The sequence below is a fragment of the Enterobacter sp. RHBSTW-00994 genome (assembly GCF_013782625.1).
Taxonomy (GTDB): domain Bacteria; phylum Pseudomonadota; class Gammaproteobacteria; order Enterobacterales; family Enterobacteriaceae; genus Enterobacter.
This window is the reverse complement of the sequence record NZ_CP056199.1, coordinates 206,853-228,582: the sequence shown is the minus strand read 5'-3', so window position 1 is coordinate 228,582 and position 21,730 is coordinate 206,853. Positions and strand designations below refer to the sequence as shown.

The following is a 21,730-nucleotide window of genomic DNA, read 5'->3' as shown; positions in this document are numbered from 1 at the left end:
CTTCACTTTTGGAATGAGCTATGTCTGCACCTAAACTGACCCGCCGCGAACAACGCGCGCAAGCACAACACTTCATCGATACGCTGGAAGGCACAGCGTTCCCGAACTCAAAACGTATCTATATCACAGGCTCCCAACCCGATATCCGCGTACCCATGCGCGAAATCCAACTGAGCCCAACGCTCATTGGCGGGACCAAAGATAATCCGCAGTTTGAAGAGAATGAAGCCATCCCGGTATACGATCCGTCGGGTCCCTACGGCGATACGGAGATCGCAATTAACGTTCAGCGCGGTCTGGCAAAGATGCGCCAACCGTGGATAGATGCCCGTAACGACAGTGAATCACTCTCCGATCGCAGTTCTGCTTACACAAAAGAGCGTCTGGCTGATGATGGCCTGGATGAACTGCGCTTTACAGGCCTGCTGACGCCAAAACGCGCGAAAGCAGGTAAATGCGTGACGCAGCTGCACTACGCACGCCAGGGCATCGTGACGCCTGAGATGGAATTTATCGCTATTCGCGAAAACATGGGGCGTGAGCGTATCCGCAGTGAAGTGTTGCGCCACCAGCACCCAGGCGAAGGTTTTGGCGCACGCCTGCCTGAGAACATTACACCGGAATTTGTGCGCAATGAAGTCGCCGCTGGCCGCGCCATTATTCCTGCCAATATCAACCACCCGGAATCAGAGCCAATGATCATTGGCCGTAACTTCCTGGTCAAGGTCAATGCCAACATTGGCAACTCAGCAGTGACCTCCTCCATCGAAGAGGAGGTGGAAAAACTGGTCTGGTCGACACGCTGGGGAGCCGATACCGTGATGGACCTGTCCACGGGCCGTTATATTCACGAGACCCGCGAATGGATCCTGCGTAACAGCCCTGTGCCAATAGGTACGGTTCCGATCTACCAGGCGCTGGAGAAGGTGAACGGGATCGCTGAAGATCTCACCTGGGAAGCTTTCCGCGATACCTTACTGGAGCAGGCCGAGCAAGGCGTTGACTACTTCACGATTCACGCGGGTGTCCTGTTACGTTACGTGCCGATGACCGCCAAACGCTTGACCGGAATTGTCTCTCGCGGTGGATCTATCATGGCAAAGTGGTGTCTGTCGCATCACCAGGAAAACTTCCTCTACGAACACTTCCGCGAAATTTGCGAAATCTGCGCCGCATACGATGTTTCACTGTCGCTGGGTGACGGCCTGCGTCCTGGCTCCATTCGTGATGCTAACGATGAGGCACAATTTGCCGAGCTGCACACTCTGGGAGAGCTGACCAAAATCGCCTGGGAGTATGACGTCCAGGTGATGATTGAAGGCCCGGGCCACGTGCCGATGCAGATGATCCGCCGCAATATGACCGAAGAGCTGGAACACTGCCATGAAGCGCCGTTCTACACTCTGGGGCCACTTACGACCGATATCGCTCCAGGTTACGACCATTTCACCTCCGGGATTGGTGCAGCGATGATCGGCTGGTTCGGCTGTGCCATGCTCTGCTACGTGACGCCGAAAGAGCATCTCGGTTTGCCAAACAAAGAGGACGTGAAGCAAGGGCTAATTACCTACAAAATCGCCGCTCACGCAGCGGATCTGGCCAAAGGCCATCCGGGGGCCCAGATCCGCGATAACGCCATGTCGAAAGCGCGCTTTGAATTCCGCTGGGAAGACCAGTTTAACCTGGCGCTAGATCCGTTCACCGCCCGCGCCTACCACGATGAAACGCTGCCGCAGGAATCAGGCAAAGTGGCACACTTCTGCTCCATGTGCGGGCCAAAATTCTGTTCGATGAAAATCAGCCAGGAAGTACGCGATTACGCGGCAGCCCAAACCATCGAAGTGGGTATGGCAGATATGTCAGAAAACTTCCGCGCCAAAGGCGGCGAAATCTACCTCAAAAAAGAGGAGGCGTAATGTATCAGCCCGATTTTCCCCCCGTGCCTTTCCGTTTAGGGCTTTATCCGGTGGTGGATAGTGTGGAGTGGATTAAGCGTCTGCTGGAAGCAGGCGTACGTACGATCCAGCTTCGCATCAAAGACAAACGGGATGAAGAGGTGGAGGCCGACGTGGTCGCAGCCATTGAACTCGGACATCGTTATGATGCCCGCCTCTTTATCAACGATTACTGGCAACTGGCGATCAAGCACAAGGCCTATGGCGTGCATCTCGGTCAGGAAGATCTGGAGACAACTGATCTCCGCGCCATTCGCCAGGCGGATTTGCGCCTTGGCGTCTCGACGCACGACGATATGGAAATTGATATCGCACTGGACGCCCGCCCATCCTATATCGCACTCGGTCACGTCTTTCCGACACAAACCAAACAGATGCCGTCAGCCCCTCAGGGGCTGGTGCAACTGGCTGGCCATATCCAGCGTCTGGCGGATTACCCTACTGTCGCCATCGGCGGGATCAGCCTTGAACGCGCTTCTGCTGTTCTGGCGACCGGCGTCGGCAGTATCGCCGTTGTCAGTGCCATAACCCAGGCTACCGACTGGCAAGCCGCGACAGCACAGCTCTTAGAACTGGCAGGAGAAGGCGATGAACGACCATGATTTTATGCGTTACAGCCGTCAGATCCTGCTGGATGACATCGCTATCGACGGCCAGCAAAAACTGCTCGCCAGCCGGGTGCTGGTTGTTGGTCTTGGCGGATTAGGCGCACCGGCGGCCCTGTACCTGGCAGGCGCTGGAGTCGGTACGCTGGTGCTCGCCGATGACGATGACGTACATCTGAGCAATCTCCAGCGCCAAATTCTCTTTACGACGGAGGATATCGACCAGCCTAAAGCGCATATCACCCGACAAAGGTTGAATCAGTTGAATCCTGATATTGACCTGATCGCAATTCAGGAGCGGCTAAGTGGGGAAAAACTGCAGCACGAAGTCGCGCTTGCCAGTGTGGTGCTGGACTGCACCGACAACATGGCAACGCGCCAGGCCATTAACGCCGCCTGTGTAGAGAACAATACGCCACTGATCACCGCCAGTGCGGTCGGTTTTGGCGGGCAAATGATGGTTCTGACACCACCGTGGGCACAGGGATGTTACCGCTGCTTATGGCCAGATGACATCGAGCCTGAGCGCAACTGCCGCACGGCTGGCATCCTTGGCCCGGTCGTGGGTGTCATGGGAACACTGCAGGCGCTGGAGGCACTCAAGCTGCTCAGCGGCATGGAGACGGAACGCAATACTCTGCGACTGTTTGATGCCCGATCCAGCGGCTGGCGGCATCTGGCCTTACAGCGGGCCCACCATTGCCCGGTCTGCGGAGGCCACCATGCGCATTCTGTTTAACGATGAGCCGATGCAGTGTGATGAGGGGCTGACTATTGCCGCGTTACTCGACACGTTACGTCAGCTAAAGCCAGGTGCTGCCCTGGCGCTTAATCAACAGATCCTGCCGCGTGAGCAGTGGGAGCATCAGCAGGTGCGCGAAGGCGACCATATCCTGCTGTTTCAGGTTATCGCAGGGGGTTGAGATGTTACGCATTGCCGACAAAATATTTGATTCACATCTGTTTACCGGAACCGGAAAATTTGCCTCTCCACAGTTGATGGTCGATGCCATCCGCGAAAGCGGCAGCCAGCTTGTCACTCTGGCGATGAAACGGGTAGACCTGCGTAATCACAACGACGCTATCCTTGCCCCACTGCTGGCAGCTGGCGTCACGCTGCTGCCAAACACCTCAGGAGCAAAAACCGCCGAAGAGGCTATCTTTGCCGCCCAGTTAGCACGGGAAGCGCTCGGAACCCACTGGCTAAAGCTGGAAATCCATCCTGACGTTCGCTGGCTTCTTCCCGACCCAATCGAAACGCTGAAAGCGGCAGAAAAGCTGGTGAAGCAAGGGTTTATCGTCCTGCCTTATTGCGGCGCGGACCCTGTGTTATGCAAACGGCTGGAAGAAGTGGGTTGTGCGGCAGTGATGCCATTAGGCGCGCCTATTGGCTCCAACCAGGGGCTGGAAACACGCGCAATGCTGGAAATCATTATCGAGCAGGCAACCGTACCTGTTGTTGTGGATGCCGGTATTGGTGTCCCGAGCCATGCAACCCAGGCTCTGGAAATGGGTGCGGATGCCGTTCTGGTCAACACGGCGATTGCAGTGGCTGACGATCCAGTGATGATGGCCCGCGCTTTCCGTCTGGCAGTGGAAGCCGGTATGTTGGCACGCCAGTCTGGTCCTGGTTCACGCAGTTTTCAGGCACAAGCCACCAGCCCCCTGACCGGATTTCTGGGGGCATTATCATGAGTACGTTTACCGACCGCTGGCGACAACTCAACTGGGACGATATTCGCCTGCGAATCAACAGTAAAACGCCAGCCGATGTTGAGCGCGCGTTAACCACACGTCATGTCACCCGTGAAGATATGATGGCCCTGCTTTCGCCTGCGGCCAGCGCATATCTGGAGCCAATGGCACAGCGCGCGCAGCGGCTTACCCGACAACGGTTTGGCAATACGGTCAGTTTTTACGTTCCGCTTTATCTTTCCAACCTGTGCGCCAACGACTGTACCTACTGCGGCTTTTCCATGAGCAACCGTATTAAGCGTAAAACGCTTGATGAAGGCGAAATCGCGCGCGAGTGTGCGGCTATTCGGGAGATGGGTTTCGAGCATCTACTGCTGGTCACCGGAGAACACCAGGGGAAGGTCGGGATGGATTATTTCCGCCAGCACCTGCCTGCCATTCGCCGCGAATTTGCGTCGCTACAGATGGAAGTCCAGCCTCTGTCACAGGAAGACTATACAGAGCTGAAAACCCTCGGACTGGATGGCGTAATGGTATACCAGGAAACGTACCATGAAGCGATGTACGCGCAGCATCATCTGAAGGGGAAAAAGCAGGATTTCTTTTTCCGTCTTGAGACGCCGGACCGGTTGGGACGCGCCGGAATCGATAAAATCGGCCTGGGTGCACTCATTGGCCTGTCTGATAGCTGGCGAGTGGACTGCTATATGGTTGCTGAACATTTACTGTGGCTTCAACAGTACTACTGGCAGAGTCGCTACTCCATCTCCTTCCCGCGGTTGCGTCCCTGCGCAGGTGGAGTCGAACCTGCCTCGCTGATGGATGAACGCCAGCTGGTGCAAACTATCTGCGCATTTCGTCTGTTAGCGCCGGAAGTCGAATTATCTCTCTCAACACGGGAATCTCCGGCATTTCGTGACCAGGTGATCCCCCTTGCAATTAACAACGTCAGTGCCTTTTCCAAAACGCAGCCGGGTGGCTATGCTGACGATCATCCCGAGCTGGAGCAGTTTGCCCCTCATGATGGTCGTCGCCCTGAGGACGTGGCTGATGCGCTGACTGCGCAAGGTCTACAACCGGTATGGAAAGACTGGGACAGCTGGCTGGGGCGTACCTCGCACGTACGCTGAAACGGCATGTAACTGCATCAAAAGATTACGTGGCCGCTCGGGGAATCACGATTGCACAATTGTCAGGTTTCCCCCTTTTTTTTACTCTTACGTCGTTAGCAACGGACGCTGACCAGGGCGAAAAGCTTCTTCCTCGTTTCGCCCTGCCTTCATCAGAAGGACATAAACTAAAGTTGAATAGACCAAAAAAATAATCACTTTCTTATCTATTCTTAAGATAAATCATCCTACCTTCAGGAGGTGGCAGTATAATTAACGAGCAATATCCTTGAATTAGCACGGCTAGCAAGGAGTGTTCGTTTTAACGCTTAACATTTCTGGAACGACTTACAACTCATGGCACTTAAAAGCAGAAAACTTTCTTTTACTACACCGATTATGGTGAGTTTCTCAGGTATCCTGCTCAGCTTCGTGTTGATTGCTGTGTTTATTACTTTCACCCAGCGAAGTGATTTTCTTGAGGATTATCATAAGATCAATCGCAACTTCACCCATAATCTGGCGGTGAATTATACGGAGTCAATTTTACGCGAGAATGACTATATCCTTGCTCATGCAGTGACCTTCTTTTCCCGAAATAACCAACTCGACAACACCATCAATGGTGATCCTGAGAAAGGGCTGCAGCTCCTGATGCAACTGCAAAACCTGATGCCAATGGTTTCGTCGATCTCACTGGCAGACACTGCAGGACACTATCTTCGCGCACCCGAAGTGCTGTCTACCAATAAAAGTGCAACCTTTGATGCACGCACCCGCCCCTGGTTTATTGCCCAGGCAGAAACAAGCTCGTTCAGTCGATATACCAGCCCCTATATTGATTATTTTCTCAAGCACCCCACGATCACAATCTATAAGCCTGTGATATCTCCAGGGGGAAGACTAAAAGGCACGCTGGCATTTCATCTCGATTTAACGTCAATGAGCTATACCTTGCGTCAGATGGTTGCCCCGGTACAGGGTGAATTTTACATTGTAGAGCGCGATGGAAAAGTCGTTCTGCACCCTGACTCTGGCATGCTCTTTAAGAGACATGTCAGTGAAAAGCTGATGGAGCAAATGACCAGCGGCGAAGGGCATATCTATGACAAGAAAACCCGAACCTGGTATTACTACTATTCCTTTACCAACCCGGACTGGTTCGTGATCTACCAGGTCTCCGGGGCCACCCTTAACGAGCTGACTCGCCATGAAACGACCATCATAGGATGGGGATTTTCACTGGCTGCGATAATTATCATCCTGTTTGGGCTGTACTTACGTCATGCCTCAAGCACCATCCTGATGAACATCATTAATGCGATAAAGACTGGGGATGTCAGTCGAACCCCTCGTCTTGAGGCAATGCTCAGTCATACGATTCAGTCAAATAAAGAGCGCGAAATGGCTTATGTTCGCCAGGCCACCCACGATGCGCTGACGGGCTGTAAGAATCGTCGGGCATTCGACAGTGATATCGCTGAACTGATGAATAACCATCAACCCTTCGCGCTGGCATTGGTTGATATCGATAACTTTAAATCCATCAACGATACCCTGGGCCATCTGAGCGGCGATATCGTCCTGCGTAACGTGGCACGTGAAGGGCTGCAAGTCATGCAGCCGCATAATATTTCCGTGTATCGCTATGGTGGTGAGGAATTTGCCGTTATCTTCCCGGCAGAGTTACTCAATTCAGCTTCCGCGATTCTGGAAGGATGGCGCATTGCGGTTGAAAAACGCATCTGGCGGGAAGAAAATCTTCATGTGACCTTTAGTGCCGGGCTCGGTGAGTGGCAATTCGAGCCGCTGGAGCAGTTTGTTGGCAGCGTCGATAGCGCGCTCTACCGCGCCAAACAACAGGGCAAAAATCAGATTTTAAACACATCAGACAGCTAATAACTCCCCCTTTTCTGTGCCCGTTTCTGCGGGCACATTTCTTTCTGCGTTAAAATTGTAACCGGTTTCAGAAAAAACCAGATTTCTTTGTGATGCCTGACACACAATCACGGTAAAGCGGTTGTTGAAGCTATCTGCTCGCGATAATTATCAATAAACACATGTACATCGAGGCTGACTATGAAAAACATCGTTTTATGCTGTGCAGCGGGCATGTCGACCAGCATGCTGGTTCAGCGCATGAAAGACGCTGCGCAGAAAAAAGGAATCGAAGTAAACATCAAAGCCGTGCCCGTCGCGGAGTTTAAAGACAATATTGCCGCTGCCGACATCGTGTTACTGGGGCCACAGGTAAAATACGAACTGGCAAAACTTCAGGCTCAGGCTGAACCGCTTGGCAAACCTGTCGCGGTGATCGACATGATGGATTACGGCATGATGAAAGGTGATGCCGTACTGGAAAAAGCGCTCAAAATTCTGGAGTCATAATGGAAGATTTAGAAACTACCATCATGGAACTGCTGGTCAACGCAGGTGCAGCACGCAGCGCTGCTCTTACGGCATTGCAGCTGGCGCGCAAAGGCGACTTTGACGAAGCCGAAAAAGCGATGGAAGAGTCACGTGAATACGTGAAACATGCGCACACTATCCAGACGCAACTTATTGGTCTTGATGAAGGTACAGGGAAACTGCCGGTCAATCTGATCACTGTACACTCACAGGATCATCTGATGAATGCGATGGTCATTCAGGACCTGGCGGGCGATATGATTGAACTTTACCGCCGACTGCCACTGATTAATTGAAAAAAAACCGGTGGGACGACGCTTACCGGACCTATAACTCCCATAAAAAAACCCGCCGAAGCGGGTTTTTTTATTAGCTGCATCAACGATTAATCGTTGTCGGAACCGCCCAGACCTGCGTTCAGCAGTTCTGCCAGGCTCGCCGTTGCATCTTCAGCAGTTACCTGCGGTGCAACCGGAGTTTCACCCGCTGCACGACGACGCATACGATCCTGATGGTACGCATAACCCGTACCAGCCGGAATCAGACGACCCACGATTACGTTCTCTTTCAGACCGCGCAGTTCATCACGTTTACCCGCAACAGCTGCTTCAGTCAGGACACGCGTGGTCTCCTGGAACGATGCTGCGGAGATGAAGGACTCGGTTGCCAGAGACGCTTTGGTGATACCCAGCAGGTCGCGTGCATAGGTTGCCGCCACTTTGCCGTTCGCTTCCAGATCGCGGTTGGCGATCTTGACGCGAGAGTATTCCACCTGCTCGCCTTCCAGGAAGTCGGAGCTACCAGCGCTTTCGATGGTTGCTTTACGCAGCATCTGACGAACGATAACTTCAATGTGTTTATCGTTAATCTTAACGCCTTGCAGACGATAAACGTCCTGTACTTCGTTGGTGATATAACGCGTTACCGCGTGTACGCCACGAAGACGCAGGATGTCGTGCGGTGCTTCCGGACCGTCGGAAACCACGTCACCACGTTCTACACGTTCACCTTCAAACACGTTGAGCTGACGCCATTTTGGAATCATCTCTTCGTATGGCTCGCTACCGTCTAACGGCGTGATAACCAGACGACGTTTGCCCTTGGTTTCTTTACCGAAGGAAATGATACCGGTAATTTCCGCCAGAATTGCAGGCTCTTTCGGACGACGTGCTTCGAACAGGTCGGCTACGCGTGGCAGACCACCGGTGATATCCTTAGTACCGCTGGATTCCTGAGGAATACGCGCCAGGGCGTCACCAGAGTGAATCTGAGTACCATCTTCCAGCTGAACAATCGCTTTACCCGGCAGGAAGTACTGAGCAGGCATATCAGTACCTGGGATCAGAACGTCGTTACCATTGGCATCAACAATTTTCAGTGCCGGACGCAGGTCTTTACCACCCGCAGTACGTTCAGCAGAATCCAGAACCACCAGAGAAGACAGACCGGTCAATTCGTCGGTCTGACGAGTAATGGTCTGACCGTCGATCATATCAGTGAAGCGGATGAAACCACTTACTTCGGTGATGACTGGCATGGTGTGCGGATCCCAGTTTGCAACGGTTTCGCCGCCAGCAACCTGCTCGCCATCACCTTTAGCCATAACGGAACCGTAAGGCACTTTATAGCTTTCTTTGGTACGACCGAATTCGTCGATCAGTTTCAGCTCAGTATTACGGGAGGTCACTACCAGTTTACCGGCAGAGTTCACAACCGACTTCGCATTGCTCAGACGGATGCTACCTTTGTTTTTCACCTGAATACTGGATTCAGCAGCCGCACGAGATGCCGCACCACCGATGTGGAATGTACGCATCGTCAGCTGTGTACCCGGTTCACCGATGGACTGTGCCGCGATAACACCGATTGCTTCACCTTTATTGATGATGTGACCACGCGCCAGGTCACGACCATAGCAGTGCGCACAGACACCAAAGTCGGTGTCACAGGATACAACGGAACGAACTTTCACGGAGTCAACAGAGTTCTCTTCCAGCAGATCACACCAATGCTCATGCAGCAGTGTGTTACGTGGAACCAGAATGTCTGCCGTACCCGGCTTAAGAACGTCTTCAGCAGTAACACGACCCAGAACACGATCGCGCAGCGGCTCTTTAACATCACCACCCTCGATAACCGGGGTCATGGTGATACCTTCCAGCGTGCCACAGTCGTCTTCGGTAACCACCAGATCCTGTGCAACGTCAACCAGACGACGCGTCAGATAACCGGAGTTTGCCGTTTTCAGTGCGGTATCCGCCAGACCTTTACGCGCACCGTGCGTGGAGATGAAGTACTGGAGTACGTTCAGACCTTCACGGAAGTTCGCGGTGATCGGCGTTTCGATGATGGAGCCATCCGGCTTCGCCATCAGACCACGCATACCTGCCAGCTGACGAATCTGTGCCGCAGAACCACGCGCACCAGAGTCGGCCATCATGTAGATGCTGTTGAAGGAAACCTGCTGCTCTTCCTGACCGTCACGGTTAATCACGGTTTCGGTTTGCAGGTTGTCCATCATCGCTTTGGATACACGATCGTTCGCCGCAGCCCAGATATCGATAACTTTGTTATAGCGTTCGCCTGCGGTAACCAGACCAGACTGGAACTGCTCCTGGATCTCAGCAACTTCAGCTTCCGCTTCAGAGATGATCTCGTGTTTCTTCTCTGGGATGACCATGTCATCAATACCAACAGATGCACCTGAACGCGCTGCATAAGCAAAGCCGGTGTACATTGTCTGGTCAGCGAAGATAACGGTCGGCTTCAGACCCAGAATGCGGTAACAGGTGTTCAGCATTTTGGAGATTGCCTTTTTACCCAGCGCCTGGTTGACGATGGTGAAAGGCAGACCTTTCGGCACGATCATCCACAGAATGGCACGGCCAACGGTCGTGTCTTTCAGGCTGGTTTTCGCAACGAATTCGCCGTTTTCATCTTTTTCATATTCGGTGATACGCACTTTAACGCGCGCATGCAGAGAGGCCAGGCCAGCGCGATAAATACGCTCAGCTTCTTTAGGGCCTGTCAGCACCATGCCTTCGCCTTTGGCGTTAACACAGTCACGGGTCATGTAGTACAGACCCAATACAACGTCCTGAGAAGGAACGATGATTGGCTCGCCGTTCGCTGGGGACAGGATGTTGTTGGTAGACATCATCAGCGCACGCGCTTCAAGCTGGGCTTCCAGCGTCAGCGGTACGTGAACAGCCATCTGGTCACCATCGAAGTCGGCGTTATATGCCGCACAAACCAGCGGGTGCAGCTGGATAGCTTTACCTTCGATCAGTACCGGTTCAAACGCCTGGATACCCAAACGGTGCAGGGTTGGTGCACGGTTCAGCAGTACCGGGTGTTCGCGGATCACTTCGTCCAGGATATCCCAAACAACAGCTTCTTCACGCTCAACCATTTTCTTAGCGGCTTTGATGGTGGTGGCGAGACCACGCAGTTCCAGCTTGCCGTAGATGAACGGTTTGAACAGCTCCAATGCCATTTTCTTCGGCAGACCGCACTGATGCAGACGCAGGTATGGACCTACGGTGATTACAGAACGACCGGAGTAGTCAACACGCTTACCGAGCAGGTTCTGACGGAAACGACCCTGTTTACCTTTGATCATATCGGCCAAAGATTTCAGAGGACGTTTGTTAGAACCGGTGATCGCACGACCGCGACGACCGTTATCCAGCAGGGCATCAACCGCTTCCTGCAGCATACGTTTTTCGTTACGTACGATGATGTCAGGCGCAGCCAGATCCAACAGTCGTTTCAGACGGTTGTTACGGTTGATCACACGACGATACAGATCGTTCAGGTCAGACGTTGCGAAACGGCCACCATCCAGCGGAACCAGCGGACGCAGATCTGGCGGCAGTACCGGCAGAACGGTCAGGATCATCCACTCAGGTTTGTTACCAGACTGAACAAAGGCTTCCAGCAGCTTAATGCGTTTGGTCAGCTTTTTACGCTTGGTTTCGGAGTTGGTTTCGTTCAGCTCTTCGCGCAGAGTTTCACACTCTTGCTCCAGATCCATGCTCTTCAGCAGGGCCTGGATAGCTTCAGCACCCATCTTCGCGTCGAATTCATCACCGAACTCTTCCAGCGCGTCCAGATACTGTTCTTCGGTCAGAATCTGGTTACGTTCCAGGTTCGTCATACCGCCTTCGATAACAACATAAGATTCGAAGTACAGAACACGTTCGATATCGCGCAGCGGCATATCCAGCAGCAGGCCGATACGGGACGGCAGAGATTTCAGGAACCAGATGTGAGCCGTTGGAGACGCCAGCTCGATGTGGCCCATGCGCTCACGGCGCACTTTAGTCTGGGTCACTTCAACGCCGCACTTCTCACAGATCACACCACGGTGTTTCAGGCGCTTGTACTTACCGCACAGGCACTCGTAGTCTTTTACTGGCCCGAAAATACGCGCACAGAAAAGGCCGTCACGCTCAGGTTTGAACGTACGGTAGTTGATGGTTTCCGGCTTCTTAACTTCACCGAAAGACCATGAACGGATCATGTCTGGCGAGGCCAGAGCAATTTTGATCGCATCAAACTCTTCGGTTTTAGTTTGCGCTTTCAGAAACTTTAATAAGTCTTTCACGGATTTGCTCCCGTCGGAGTTAGCACAATCTGGTGTCGAGGATTATCCCGACACCAGTGACCTGTTTGAGCGAGAGTTACTCGTCTTCCAGCTCGATGTTGATACCCAGCGAGCGGATCTCTTTCAACAGTACGTTGAAGGATTCCGGCATACCTGGTTCCATCTGATGGTTGCCGTCCACGATGTTTTTATACATCTTGGTACGACCATTCACGTCATCAGACTTAACGGTAAGCATTTCCTGCAGGGTGTATGCTGCGCCATATGCTTCCAGCGCCCACACTTCCATCTCACCGAAGCGCTGACCACCGAACTGTGCCTTACCACCCAGCGGCTGCTGAGTAACCAGGCTGTAAGAACCGGTAGAACGCGCATGCATCTTGTCATCAACCAGGTGGTTCAGTTTCAGCATGTACATGTAGCCAACGGTAACCTGGCGCTCGAATTGCTCACCAGTACGGCCGTCGAACAGCGTGATCTGACCAGAAGTTGGCAGACCACCCAGCTGTAACAGTTCCTTGATTTCTGACTCTTTCGCACCATCAAATACTGGCGTTGCGATCGGCATACCTTTTTTCAGGTTTTCAGCCAGACGCAGAACTTCATCATCGCTGAAGGTGTTCAGGTCAACTTTCTGACGAACATCCGTGCCCAGATCGTACGCACGCTGGATGAATTCGCGAAGTTTCGCGACTTCTTCTTGCTGTTTCAGCATGGCGTTAATCTTGTCGCCAATACCCTTCGCAGCCATACCCAGGTGGGTTTCCAGAATCTGACCAATGTTCATACGAGACGGTACACCCAGCGGGTTCAGTACGATATCTACCGGCGTACCGTTAGCATCGTGCGGCATATCTTCGATCGGGTTGATCTTAGAGATAACACCTTTGTTACCGTGACGACCTGCCATCTTATCACCAGGCTGGATCTGACGTTTAACGGCCAGATACACCTTAACAATCTTCAGCACGCCTGGTGCCAGATCGTCGCCCTGAGTGATTTTGCGGCGTTTCGCTTCGAGTTTTTTCTCGAACTCGTGTTTCAGTTCGTCATACTGCTCAGCCAGTTGTTCCAGCTGATTTTGTTTCTCTTCATCGGTCAGGCCCAGTTCCAGCCAGCGATCACGTGGCAGTTTATCGAGCTTCTCAGCTTCAACACCGCCAGCAACCAGTACCGCGTAGATACGACTGAACAGACCCGCTTCGAGGATCTGCAGTTCTTCAGACAGGTCTTTTTTAGCCTGCTTCAGCTGCATCTCTTCGATTTCCAGTGCGCGTTTATCTTTCTCAACGCCGTCACGGGTGAAGACCTGAACATCGATAACCGTACCGGAAACACCGTTTGGTACGCGCAGAGAAGAGTCTTTAACGTCAGACGCTTTCTCACCGAAGATTGCACGCAGCAGTTTCTCTTCTGGTGTCAGTTGGGTTTCACCTTTAGGCGTTACCTTACCAACCAGAATGTCACCGCCGGTCACTTCCGCACCGATGTAAACAATACCGGACTCATCCAGTTTGGAGAGCGCAGCTTCACCCACGTTAGGGATGTCAGCGGTGATCTCTTCTGGCCCCAGCTTGGTGTCACGAGACACACACGCCAGTTCCTGGATGTGGATAGTCGTGAAGCGATCTTCCTGAACCACACGCTCGGAAACGAGGATGGAGTCTTCGAAGTTGTAGCCATTCCACGGCATGAACGCTACACGCATGTTCTGACCAAGCGCCAGTTCACCGAGATCGGTGGACGGGCCATCTGCCAGCACGTCGCCGCGCTCAATTGGCTCACCCAGAGACACGCACGGCATCTGGTTGATGCAGGTGTTCTGGTTAGAACGGGTGTACTTCGTCAGGTTATAGATGTCGATACCCGCTTCGCCTGGGTACATTTCGTCTTCGTTAACTTTGATAACGATACGAGAAGCATCCACGTACTGAACAGTACCGCCACGTTTAGCAACCGCAGTAACACCGGAGTCAACAGCAACAGCACGCTCCATACCTGTACCAACCAGCGGCTTATCAGCGCGCAGAGTTGGAACAGCCTGACGTTGCATGTTTGCACCCATCAATGCACGGTTGGCGTCATCGTGTTCCAGGAACGGGATCAGGGATGCACCGACAGAAACCACCTGTTGGGTGGAAACGTCCATGTAGTCAACCTGATCACGGCTGAACAAGCTGGATTCGCCTTTGCTACGGCACGTTACCAGGTCTTCTTCAAAGTGGCCTTCGTCATCCAGGTTGGAGTTCGCCTGAGCGATGACGTAGTTACCTTCTTCAATAGCAGACAGGTAATGAATTTCGTCAGTCACAACACCGTCAGTCACTTTACGGTACGGCGTCTCAAGGAAACCGTATTCGTTAGTCTGTGCGTAAACAGACAGGGAGTTGATCAGACCGATGTTTGGACCTTCAGGCGTTTCGATTGGGCACACGCGACCGTAGTGAGTCGGGTGTACGTCTCGAACTTCAAAGCCTGCACGTTCACGGGTCAAGCCGCCTGGGCCGAGGGCAGAGATACGACGTTTGTGCGTAATCTCAGACAGCGGGTTGTTCTGGTCCATAAACTGAGACAGCTGGCTGGAACCGAAGAACTCTTTCACTGCTGCAGAGATAGGCTTAGCGTTGATCATATCCTGAGGCATCAGGGTATCCAGATCGCCCAGAGACAGACGCTCTTTCACCGCACGCTCTACACGCACCAGGCCAACACGGAACTGGTTTTCCGCCATTTCACCAACGGAACGGATACGACGGTTGCCGAGGTGGTCGATATCATCCACTTCGCCTTTACCGTTACGGATATCAATGAGCTTTTTCATCACTTCGATGATGTCTTCTTTGCTCAGGATACCGGAACCTTCGATCTCGTCACGCAGCAGAGAACGGTTGAACTTCATACGGCCAACCGCAGACAGGTCATAGCGGTCTTCGGAGAAGAACAGGTTCTCAAACAGGCTTTCAGCCGCTTCACGAGTTGGCGGCTCACCAGGACGCATCATGCGGTAGATTTCTACCAGCGCGCTCAGGCGATCGTTGGTTGGATCGACGCGAACAGTCTCGGAGATGTACGCACCGTGATCCAGATCGTTAGTGAACAGCGTTTCAATACGTTTGTGACCAGACTGGCTCAGCTTGGCTAACAGATCGAGGCTCAGCTCCATGTTGGCTGGGCAGATCAGTTCACCCGTTGATTCATCAACGTAATCTTTCGCGGCTACTTTTCCTGCGATGTACTCAACCGGTACTTCGATGAGTTTGATATCATCTTTTTCCAGCTGACGGATGTGACGCGCAGTAATACGACGGCCTTTTTCCACATACACTTTGCCGTCGGATTCAATGTCGAACGACGCGGTCTCACCACGCAGACGTTCCGGCACCAGCTCCATTTGCAGCTTGTTGTCGCGGATTTCGAAAACGACTTTCTCAAAGAACAGGTCAAGGATCTGCTCAGTGGTATATTGCAGCGCACGCAGAATAATGGTTGCTGGCAGTTTACGACGACGGTCGATACGGACAAACAGGTTGTCTTTTGGATCGAACTCAAAGTCCAGCCATGAACCACGGTAAGGAATGATGCGCGCGTTATACAGTACTTTACCGGATGAGTGTGTTTTACCCTTATCGCTGTCGAAGAAGACGCCCGGGCTACGATGCAGCTGGGAAACGATAACACGCTCAGTACCGTTGATAACGAAAGTACCGTTGTCTGTCATGAGTGGAATTTCACCCATGTAGACTTCTTGTTCTTTAATGTCTTTAACAGTGCCTTCAGGCGCTTCGCGCTCGTAGATCACCAGACGCAGTTTTACACGCAGCGGTGCGGAATAGGTCACGCCACGGATCTGACATTCCTGAACGTCAAACACCGGTTCGCCAAGGCGGTAGCTGACGTATTGCAGCTCAGAATTACCGCTATAGCTTTTAATCGGGAATACGGAACGGAAAGCTGCTTCCAGACCATACTGCCCTTCAGGATCTTGCTCGATAAACTTCTGGAACGAGTCAAGCTGGATAGAAAGGAGATAAGGTATATCCAGAACTTGTGGACGTTTACCAAAATCCTTACGAATACGTTTTTTCTCGGTATAGGAGTAAACCATTAGGGTTCCTCAGCTCGCTGACAAGTCGACCCATCTGTCCGACGAAGGGACAGTTTGTGCAACACCATTTTGTTGATCGGAAAATTGAATACTTTCCGCAATACCTGTTGCTATCACGCTTAAACCATTTCGTTGCGATTTACACAGAGCGAGCACCCTGTCGCAGTATATTAAGACGTCGATAGAAACAAGCATTGTCAGGACAACCAGCAGTCAAACAGTGTGAAATGCTACTAGTGCCTTACAGCGCAAAAAGGCTGGTGACTAAAAAGTCACCAGCCATCAGCCTAATTTCTCAGGCTGCAACCGGAAGGGTTGGCTTATTTAACTTCAACTTCAGCGCCAGCTTCTTCCAGAGATTTTTTCAGTGCTTCAGCGTCATCTTTGCTCACGCCTTCTTTCAGAGCGGCTGGAGCAGATTCTACCAGGTCTTTAGCTTCTTTCAGACCCAGGCCAGTTGCGCCACGTACTGCTTTGATAACAGCAACTTTGTTAGCGCCAGCAGCTTTCAGAATTACGTCGAATTCAGTTTTTTCTTCAGCAGCTTCAACTGGACCCGCAGCAACAGCTACAGCAGCAGCAGCGGAAACACCGAATTTTTCTTCCATTGCAGAGATCAGTTCTACAACGTCCATTACGGACATAGCTGCAACTGCTTCAATGATTTGATCTTTAGTGATAGACATTTAAATTGTTCCTGAAAATCAGAATAAGTTTATACGTAAGCGAATACTTGATAAAGATAACTGCAATTAAGCAGCTTCTTTCGCATCGCGTACAGCAGCCAGAGTGCGAACCAGTTTGCCAGCCGAAGCTTCTTTCATGGTTGCCATCAGGCGTGCAATTGCTTCTTCGTAGGTCGGCAGGGTTGCCAGGCGATCGATTTGCGATGCCGGGATCAACTCACCTTCAAAGGCTGCAGCTTTGACCTCAAATTTTGCATTCGCTTTCGCGAACTCTTTGAACAGACGAGCAGCTGCGCCCGGGTGTTCCATAGAGTATGCAATCAGGGTCGGACCAACAAACGTGTCTTTCAGGCACTCGAACGGAGTACCTTCAACTACGCGACGCAGCAGGGTGTTACGAACAACACGCATGTATACGCCAGCTTCACGACCTGCTTTACGCAGTTCAGTCATTTTGTCTACAGTAACGCCACGGGAATCCGCAACTACTGCAGACAGCGCGCCTTTGGCTACTTCGCTGACTTCAGCAACAATCGCTTGTTTGTCTTGAAGATTTAAAGCCATTAGCTTTGCTCCTGGATGTTTGCCGGAACTCATGTTCCGGAACTCACTTCACTCTTCCAAACGAAAGAGCGTCTTAATACGGTGAGCAGAAACAAGCCAGAGTATTCAAAAATAATCTTAGCGTTCTGTCACCGTCTACGCAGGGGATTAAGTTTCTTGCGAAACACCTGCGGTCTTCGACGGAGGCCTGGATAGGCCAGGCTCCAACGAACAAATCTTTTTACCTGCTAACTTTCGCTAGCAAACATGGGGGTAAGATTGTAGACAAAATCACCGCCCACGTAAAGGTATTAGTTTGCAACAGCAGTCAGGCCAGCTTGGTCAACTGCAACACCTGCACCCATGGTGGTGGAGATGCTGATTTTCTTGATGTACACGCCTTTAGCCTGAGTTGGTTTAGCTTTTTTCAGCGCAACCAGCAGAGATTCCAGGTTTTCTTTCAGTTTATCAGTATCGAAGTCCACTTTACCGATGGTGGTGTGGATGATGCCGTTTTTGTCGTTACGATAACGAACCTGACCCGCTTTAGCATTCTTAACCGCTTCAGCAACGTTAGGCGTTACAGTACCCACTTTCGGGTTTGGCATCAGGCCACGTGGACCCAGAACCTGGCCCAACTGGCCAACAACGCGCATTGCATCCGGAGAAGCAATAACAACGTCAAAGTTCATTTCGCCTTTTTTGATCTGATCAGCCAGATCTTCCATACCTACCAGTTCAGCGCCGGCAGCTTTAGCAGCTTCAGCGTTTGCACCCTGAGCAAATACAGCTACGCGAACGGAACGGCCAGTACCGTGTGGCAGTACAGTCGCGCCACGAACGTTCTGATCAGATTTACGAGCATCAATGCCCAGGTTAACAGCAACGTCAACGCTTTCTACGAACTTAGCAGTAGCCAGTTCTTTCAGCAGTGCGATTGCTTCGTTGATGTCGTACTGTTTGGTCGCATCAACTTTGTCACGGATCACGGACATGCGCTTGGTCAGTTTAGCCATTTCTTAGTCCTCCACTACCAGGCCCATGGAACGTGCAGTACCTTCAATGGAGCGGGTCATCGCTTCAATGTCGGAACCAGTCATGTCGGCAGCTTTGGTCTGCGCGATTTCCTGCAGCTGAGCGCGGGAAATTTTACCCACTTTGTCTTTGTTCGGTTTACCGGAACCAGACTTGATACCAGCCGCTTTCTTCAGCAGAACTGCTGCTGGAGGGGTTTTGGTAACGAAAGTGAAAGAACGGTCAGCGTAAACAGTGATGACGACTGGAATTGGCAGACCTTTTTCCAGGGATTCGGTTTTGGCGTTAAACGCTTTGCAGAATTCCATGATGTTTACGCCCTGCTGACCCAGTGCTGGACCAACCGGTGGACTTGGGTTCGCCATACCAGCTGCAACCTGCAGCTTGACGTAGGCTTGTACTTTCTTAGCCATGTTAACTTCCTCTAAGTGGGTTATAACGCCTCAGTGAGGCTCCCCGTGATAAAAAATCGTTTTACGGGCCTGGCCCATAAAAACAAAAGGCGCGAAATTGTATTCCAATCTCGCGCCCTGTGCAACGATTAAATCGTCGCTTTTTTGATCGCTACTTAGGCTTTTTCTACCTGAGCAAAGTCCAGCTCTACCGGGGTCGCACGACCGAAGATAGAAACAGAAACTTTCAGACGGGACTTCTCGTAGTCCACTTCTTCAACCACACCGTTAAAGTCAGCAAACGGACCGTCGCTAACACGCACCATTTCACCCGGCTCAAACAGCGTTTTCGGACGCGGCTTATCGCCAACCTGCTGCAGGCGGTTCATGATTGCATCAACTTCTTTGTCGCTGATTGGTGCTGGACGGTCGGACGTGCCACCGATAAAGCCCATTACGCGCGGCACGCTACGCACCAGATGCCAGCTTGCGTCGTTCATGACCATCTGAACCAGCACGTAGCCAGGGAAGAATTTACGCTCGCTTTTGCGGCGCTGACCACCACGGATCTCAACCACTTCTTCGGTTGGAACCATGACTTCGCCAAACAACTCTTCCATATTGTGTAATTTGATATGCTCACGCAGCGACGTGGCTACGCGGCCTTCAAAACCGGAAAACGCCTGAACGACGTACCAACGCTTTTTAGGGGCTTCAGACATCTTAGAACCTCAGGCCAGTGATAAAGGATACCAGGCGAACCAGAATACCATCCAGTCCCCACAGGATCAGTGACATTACCGCAGTCACTGCTGCCACAATCAGTGTGGTGTGCAATGTTTCCTGGCGAGTTGGCCAAATCACCTTGCGGACTTCGGTACGCGCTTCGCGCGCAAACGCAACAGTCGCTTTACCTTTAGTCGTCAACAGCGCGACACCGCCCGCTGCAGCAATCAGAATCACCACTGCCAGCGCGCGTAGCGGCAGCATCATGTCACGATAAAGATAGTTGCCAACGATTGCCACAATCAGCAGCACGGCAACAGCGATCCACTTCATCGCTTCCAGGCCGCGCCCGCTCCCTTGAGCTTCGGTATTCGCACTCATAAACCAACCTGTCAGAAGAATTCTACAAATAATTTCACCCCGCGATTGCGAGGAGAACCTAACCGAATGCTCTATTGAGTTTCGGACTAAACGCCCTCTACAGAGCCTGTCTCAGCAATGATTATGACAAAAAAAATCACTGATGAGCCAGGTTCTGGTGTGAAAGCGTGCAAAAAGGGCATCAAATGATGCCCTTTTCATGCGCATTGCGTCAAATGTTATCAGCGATTAGCCGAGAACTTTAGCAACCACGCCCGCACCAACGGTACGACCACCTTCACGGATTGCGAAACGCAGACCGTCATCCATCGCGATTGGGTGGATCAGGGTAACAACCATTTTGATGTTGTCGCCTGGCATTACCATCTCAACGCCTTCTGGCAGTTCGATAGTACCGGTCACGTCAGTTGTACGGAAGTAGAACTGTGGACGGTAGCCTTTGAAGAACGGAGTATGACGGCCGCCTTCATCTTTGGACAGAATGTACACTTCAGATTCGAACTTGGTGTGCGGCTTGATAGAGCCTGGCTTAGCCAGTACCTGACCACGTTCGATTTCTTCACGTTTGATACCACGCAGCAGAACACCAACGTTCTCACCAGCACGGCCTTCGTCCAGCAGTTTGCGGAACATTTCAACGCCGGTACAGGTAGACTTGGCAGTCTCTTTGATACCTACGATTTCAACTTCTTCACCCACTTTAACGATACCGCGCTCTACACGACCGGTAACAACAGTACCACGACCGGAGATGGAGAATACGTCTTCGATTGGCAGCAGGAATGGCTTGTCAATCGCACGTTCTGGTTCTGGGATGTAAGAATCGAGGAAGCCAGCCAGTTCGATGATTTTCGCTTCCCACTCTGCTTCGCCTTCCAGCGCTTTCAGAGCAGAACCACGGATGATTGGGGTGTCATCACCTGGGAAATCGTACTGAGACAGAAGTTCGCGAACTTCCATTTCTACCAGTTCCAGCAGCTCTTCGTCATCAACCATGTCGCATTTGTTCAGGAACACGATGATGTAAGGAACGCCTACCTGACGACCCAGCAGGATGTGCTCACGGGTCTGAGGCATAGGGCCGTCAGTCGCAGCAACAACCAGGATCGCGCCGTCCATCTGCGCAGCACCGGTGATCATGTTTTTAACATAGTCGGCGTGGCCTGGGCAGTCTACGTGTGCGTAGTGGCGAGTCGGGGTGTCATATTCAACGTGGGAAGTGTTGATGGTGATACCACGAGCTTTTTCTTCTGGTGCGTTATCGATCTGGTCGAAAGCACGAGCAGCACCACCGTAGGTTTTAGCCAGAACGGTAGTGATTGCAGCGGTCAGCGTTGTTTTACCATGGTCAACGTGGCCGATAGTACCGACGTTAACGTGCGGTTTTGTACGTTCAAACTTTTCTTTAGACATCGATTGTCCCTCTAAGACACGGATAAATCGGTGATATCACCACATCAACCAGGCGAAATGCCTGAAC

Annotated in this window: 18 protein-coding genes; 9 read left to right on the top strand and 9 right to left on the bottom strand. The window is 52.0% G+C overall.

The window, feature by feature from the left end; translation table 11 throughout:
- The first annotated feature begins 20 nt into the window (after positions 1-20).
- The 9 genes from thiC (at position 21) to HV346_RS01035 (ending at position 8,069) form a co-directional block, all read left to right on the top strand.
- Positions 21-1,916 carry a phosphomethylpyrimidine synthase ThiC gene (thiC, locus tag HV346_RS01075; RefSeq protein WP_181621798.1) on the top strand — a complete coding sequence of 632 codons (1,896 nt, stop codon included), beginning with the start codon at positions 21-23 and terminating at the stop codon, positions 1,914-1,916.
- The gene (gene thiE, locus HV346_RS01070; protein WP_181621797.1) at positions 1,916-2,557 is read left to right on the top strand and encodes a thiamine phosphate synthase; all 642 of its coding nucleotides are present in this window, start codon (positions 1,916-1,918) and stop codon (positions 2,555-2,557) included. Before thiC ends, thiE begins: the two co-directional genes overlap by 1 nt.
- A complete protein-coding gene (locus tag HV346_RS01065) occupies positions 2,544-3,299 on the top strand; it encodes a thiazole biosynthesis adenylyltransferase ThiF (protein WP_181621796.1) in 756 nt (251 codons plus the stop codon). The genes thiE and HV346_RS01065 overlap by 14 nt, the downstream gene beginning before the upstream one ends.
- Positions 3,283-3,483, top strand: coding sequence for a sulfur carrier protein ThiS (thiS, locus tag HV346_RS01060; RefSeq protein WP_181621795.1), 201 nt, complete (start codon positions 3,283-3,285; stop codon positions 3,481-3,483). Before HV346_RS01065 ends, thiS begins: the two co-directional genes overlap by 17 nt.
- A gap of 1 nt (position 3,484) precedes the next feature.
- On the top strand, positions 3,485-4,255 hold the full coding sequence (gene thiG, locus HV346_RS01055; protein WP_181621794.1) for a thiazole synthase: 771 nt from the start codon (positions 3,485-3,487) through the stop codon (positions 4,253-4,255).
- Positions 4,252-5,385, top strand: a complete 1,134-nt coding sequence (gene thiH, locus HV346_RS01050) for a 2-iminoacetate synthase ThiH (RefSeq protein WP_181621793.1) — start codon at positions 4,252-4,254, stop codon at positions 5,383-5,385. Before thiG ends, thiH begins: the two co-directional genes overlap by 4 nt.
- Before the next feature lie 336 nt (positions 5,386-5,721).
- Positions 5,722-7,263, top strand: a complete 1,542-nt coding sequence (locus HV346_RS01045) for a sensor domain-containing diguanylate cyclase (RefSeq protein ID WP_181621792.1) — start codon at positions 5,722-5,724, stop codon at positions 7,261-7,263.
- Positions 7,264-7,443: 180 nt separating this feature from the next.
- The gene (locus HV346_RS01040) at positions 7,444-7,752 is read left to right on the top strand and encodes a PTS sugar transporter subunit IIB (RefSeq protein ID WP_181621791.1); all 309 of its coding nucleotides are present in this window, start codon (positions 7,444-7,446) and stop codon (positions 7,750-7,752) included.
- Positions 7,752-8,069, top strand: a complete 318-nt coding sequence (locus tag HV346_RS01035; protein ID WP_181621790.1) for a PTS lactose/cellobiose transporter subunit IIA — start codon at positions 7,752-7,754, stop codon at positions 8,067-8,069. The genes HV346_RS01040 and HV346_RS01035 overlap by 1 nt, the downstream gene beginning before the upstream one ends.
- 89 nt (positions 8,070-8,158) lie before the next feature.
- On the opposite strand, the gene rpoC is transcribed toward HV346_RS01035, so the two are convergent.
- The 9 genes from rpoC to tuf form a co-directional block, all read right to left on the bottom strand.
- Positions 8,159-12,382, bottom strand: coding sequence for a DNA-directed RNA polymerase subunit beta' (rpoC, locus tag HV346_RS01030; RefSeq protein WP_181621789.1), 4,224 nt, complete (start codon positions 12,380-12,382; stop codon positions 8,159-8,161).
- 76 nt (positions 12,383-12,458) lie between these two features.
- Positions 12,459-16,487: a DNA-directed RNA polymerase subunit beta gene (gene rpoB / locus HV346_RS01025; protein WP_181621788.1), complete on the bottom strand. Its 4,029-nt coding sequence runs from the start codon at positions 16,485-16,487 to the stop codon at positions 12,459-12,461.
- 320 nt (positions 16,488-16,807) lie between these two features.
- The gene (gene rplL, locus HV346_RS01020; protein WP_000028879.1) at positions 16,808-17,173 is read right to left on the bottom strand and encodes a 50S ribosomal protein L7/L12; all 366 of its coding nucleotides are present in this window, start codon (positions 17,171-17,173) and stop codon (positions 16,808-16,810) included.
- A 66-nt stretch (positions 17,174-17,239) separates the two neighbouring features.
- Positions 17,240-17,737 (bottom strand): 50S ribosomal protein L10, encoded by a 498-nt coding sequence (gene rplJ / locus HV346_RS01015; protein WP_004097644.1) that lies wholly within the window; start codon positions 17,735-17,737, stop codon positions 17,240-17,242.
- Positions 17,738-18,027: 290 nt separating this feature from the next.
- Positions 18,028-18,732: a 50S ribosomal protein L1 gene (rplA, locus tag HV346_RS01010; RefSeq protein WP_181621787.1), complete on the bottom strand. Its 705-nt coding sequence runs from the start codon at positions 18,730-18,732 to the stop codon at positions 18,028-18,030.
- A 3-nt stretch (positions 18,733-18,735) separates the two neighbouring features.
- The gene (gene rplK / locus HV346_RS01005; RefSeq protein ID WP_004097640.1) at positions 18,736-19,164 is read right to left on the bottom strand and encodes a 50S ribosomal protein L11; all 429 of its coding nucleotides are present in this window, start codon (positions 19,162-19,164) and stop codon (positions 18,736-18,738) included.
- Between the two features lie 155 nt (positions 19,165-19,319).
- A complete protein-coding gene (gene nusG / locus HV346_RS01000; RefSeq protein ID WP_002438628.1) occupies positions 19,320-19,865 on the bottom strand; it encodes a transcription termination/antitermination protein NusG in 546 nt (181 codons plus the stop codon).
- A gap of 1 nt (position 19,866) precedes the next feature.
- Positions 19,867-20,250, bottom strand: coding sequence for a preprotein translocase subunit SecE (secE, locus tag HV346_RS00995; protein ID WP_032644497.1), 384 nt, complete (start codon positions 20,248-20,250; stop codon positions 19,867-19,869).
- Between the two features lie 228 nt (positions 20,251-20,478).
- A complete protein-coding gene (tuf, locus tag HV346_RS00990; RefSeq protein WP_181621071.1) occupies positions 20,479-21,663 on the bottom strand; it encodes an elongation factor Tu in 1,185 nt (394 codons plus the stop codon).
- Between the last annotated feature and the right edge of the window lie 67 nt (positions 21,664-21,730).

Coding starts and splice junctions, on each gene's coding strand:
- thiC (WP_181621798.1), top strand. CDS start 21: ATGTCTGCACCTAAACTGACCCGCCGCGAACAACGCGCGCAAGCACAA.
- thiE (WP_181621797.1), top strand. CDS start 1,916: ATGTATCAGCCCGATTTTCCCCCCGTGCCTTTCCGTTTAGGGCTTTAT.
- HV346_RS01065 (WP_181621796.1), top strand. CDS start 2,544: ATGAACGACCATGATTTTATGCGTTACAGCCGTCAGATCCTGCTGGAT.
- thiS (WP_181621795.1), top strand. CDS start 3,283: ATGCGCATTCTGTTTAACGATGAGCCGATGCAGTGTGATGAGGGGCTG.
- thiG (WP_181621794.1), top strand. CDS start 3,485: ATGTTACGCATTGCCGACAAAATATTTGATTCACATCTGTTTACCGGA.
- thiH (WP_181621793.1), top strand. CDS start 4,252: ATGAGTACGTTTACCGACCGCTGGCGACAACTCAACTGGGACGATATT.
- HV346_RS01045 (WP_181621792.1), top strand. CDS start 5,722: ATGGCACTTAAAAGCAGAAAACTTTCTTTTACTACACCGATTATGGTG.
- HV346_RS01040 (WP_181621791.1), top strand. CDS start 7,444: ATGAAAAACATCGTTTTATGCTGTGCAGCGGGCATGTCGACCAGCATG.
- HV346_RS01035 (WP_181621790.1), top strand. CDS start 7,752: ATGGAAGATTTAGAAACTACCATCATGGAACTGCTGGTCAACGCAGGT.
- rpoB (WP_181621788.1), bottom strand. CDS start 16,487: ATGGTTTACTCCTATACCGAGAAAAAACGTATTCGTAAGGATTTTGGT.
- rplL (WP_000028879.1), bottom strand. CDS start 17,173: ATGTCTATCACTAAAGATCAAATCATTGAAGCAGTTGCAGCTATGTCC.
- rplJ (WP_004097644.1), bottom strand. CDS start 17,737: ATGGCTTTAAATCTTCAAGACAAACAAGCGATTGTTGCTGAAGTCAGC.
- rplA (WP_181621787.1), bottom strand. CDS start 18,732: ATGGCTAAACTGACCAAGCGCATGTCCGTGATCCGTGACAAAGTTGAT.
- rplK (WP_004097640.1), bottom strand. CDS start 19,164: ATGGCTAAGAAAGTACAAGCCTACGTCAAGCTGCAGGTTGCAGCTGGT.
- nusG (WP_002438628.1), bottom strand. CDS start 19,865: ATGTCTGAAGCCCCTAAAAAGCGTTGGTACGTCGTTCAGGCGTTTTCC.
- secE (WP_032644497.1), bottom strand. CDS start 20,250: ATGAGTGCGAATACCGAAGCTCAAGGGAGCGGGCGCGGCCTGGAAGCG.
- tuf (WP_181621071.1), bottom strand. CDS start 21,663: ATGTCTAAAGAAAAGTTTGAACGTACAAAACCGCACGTTAACGTCGGT.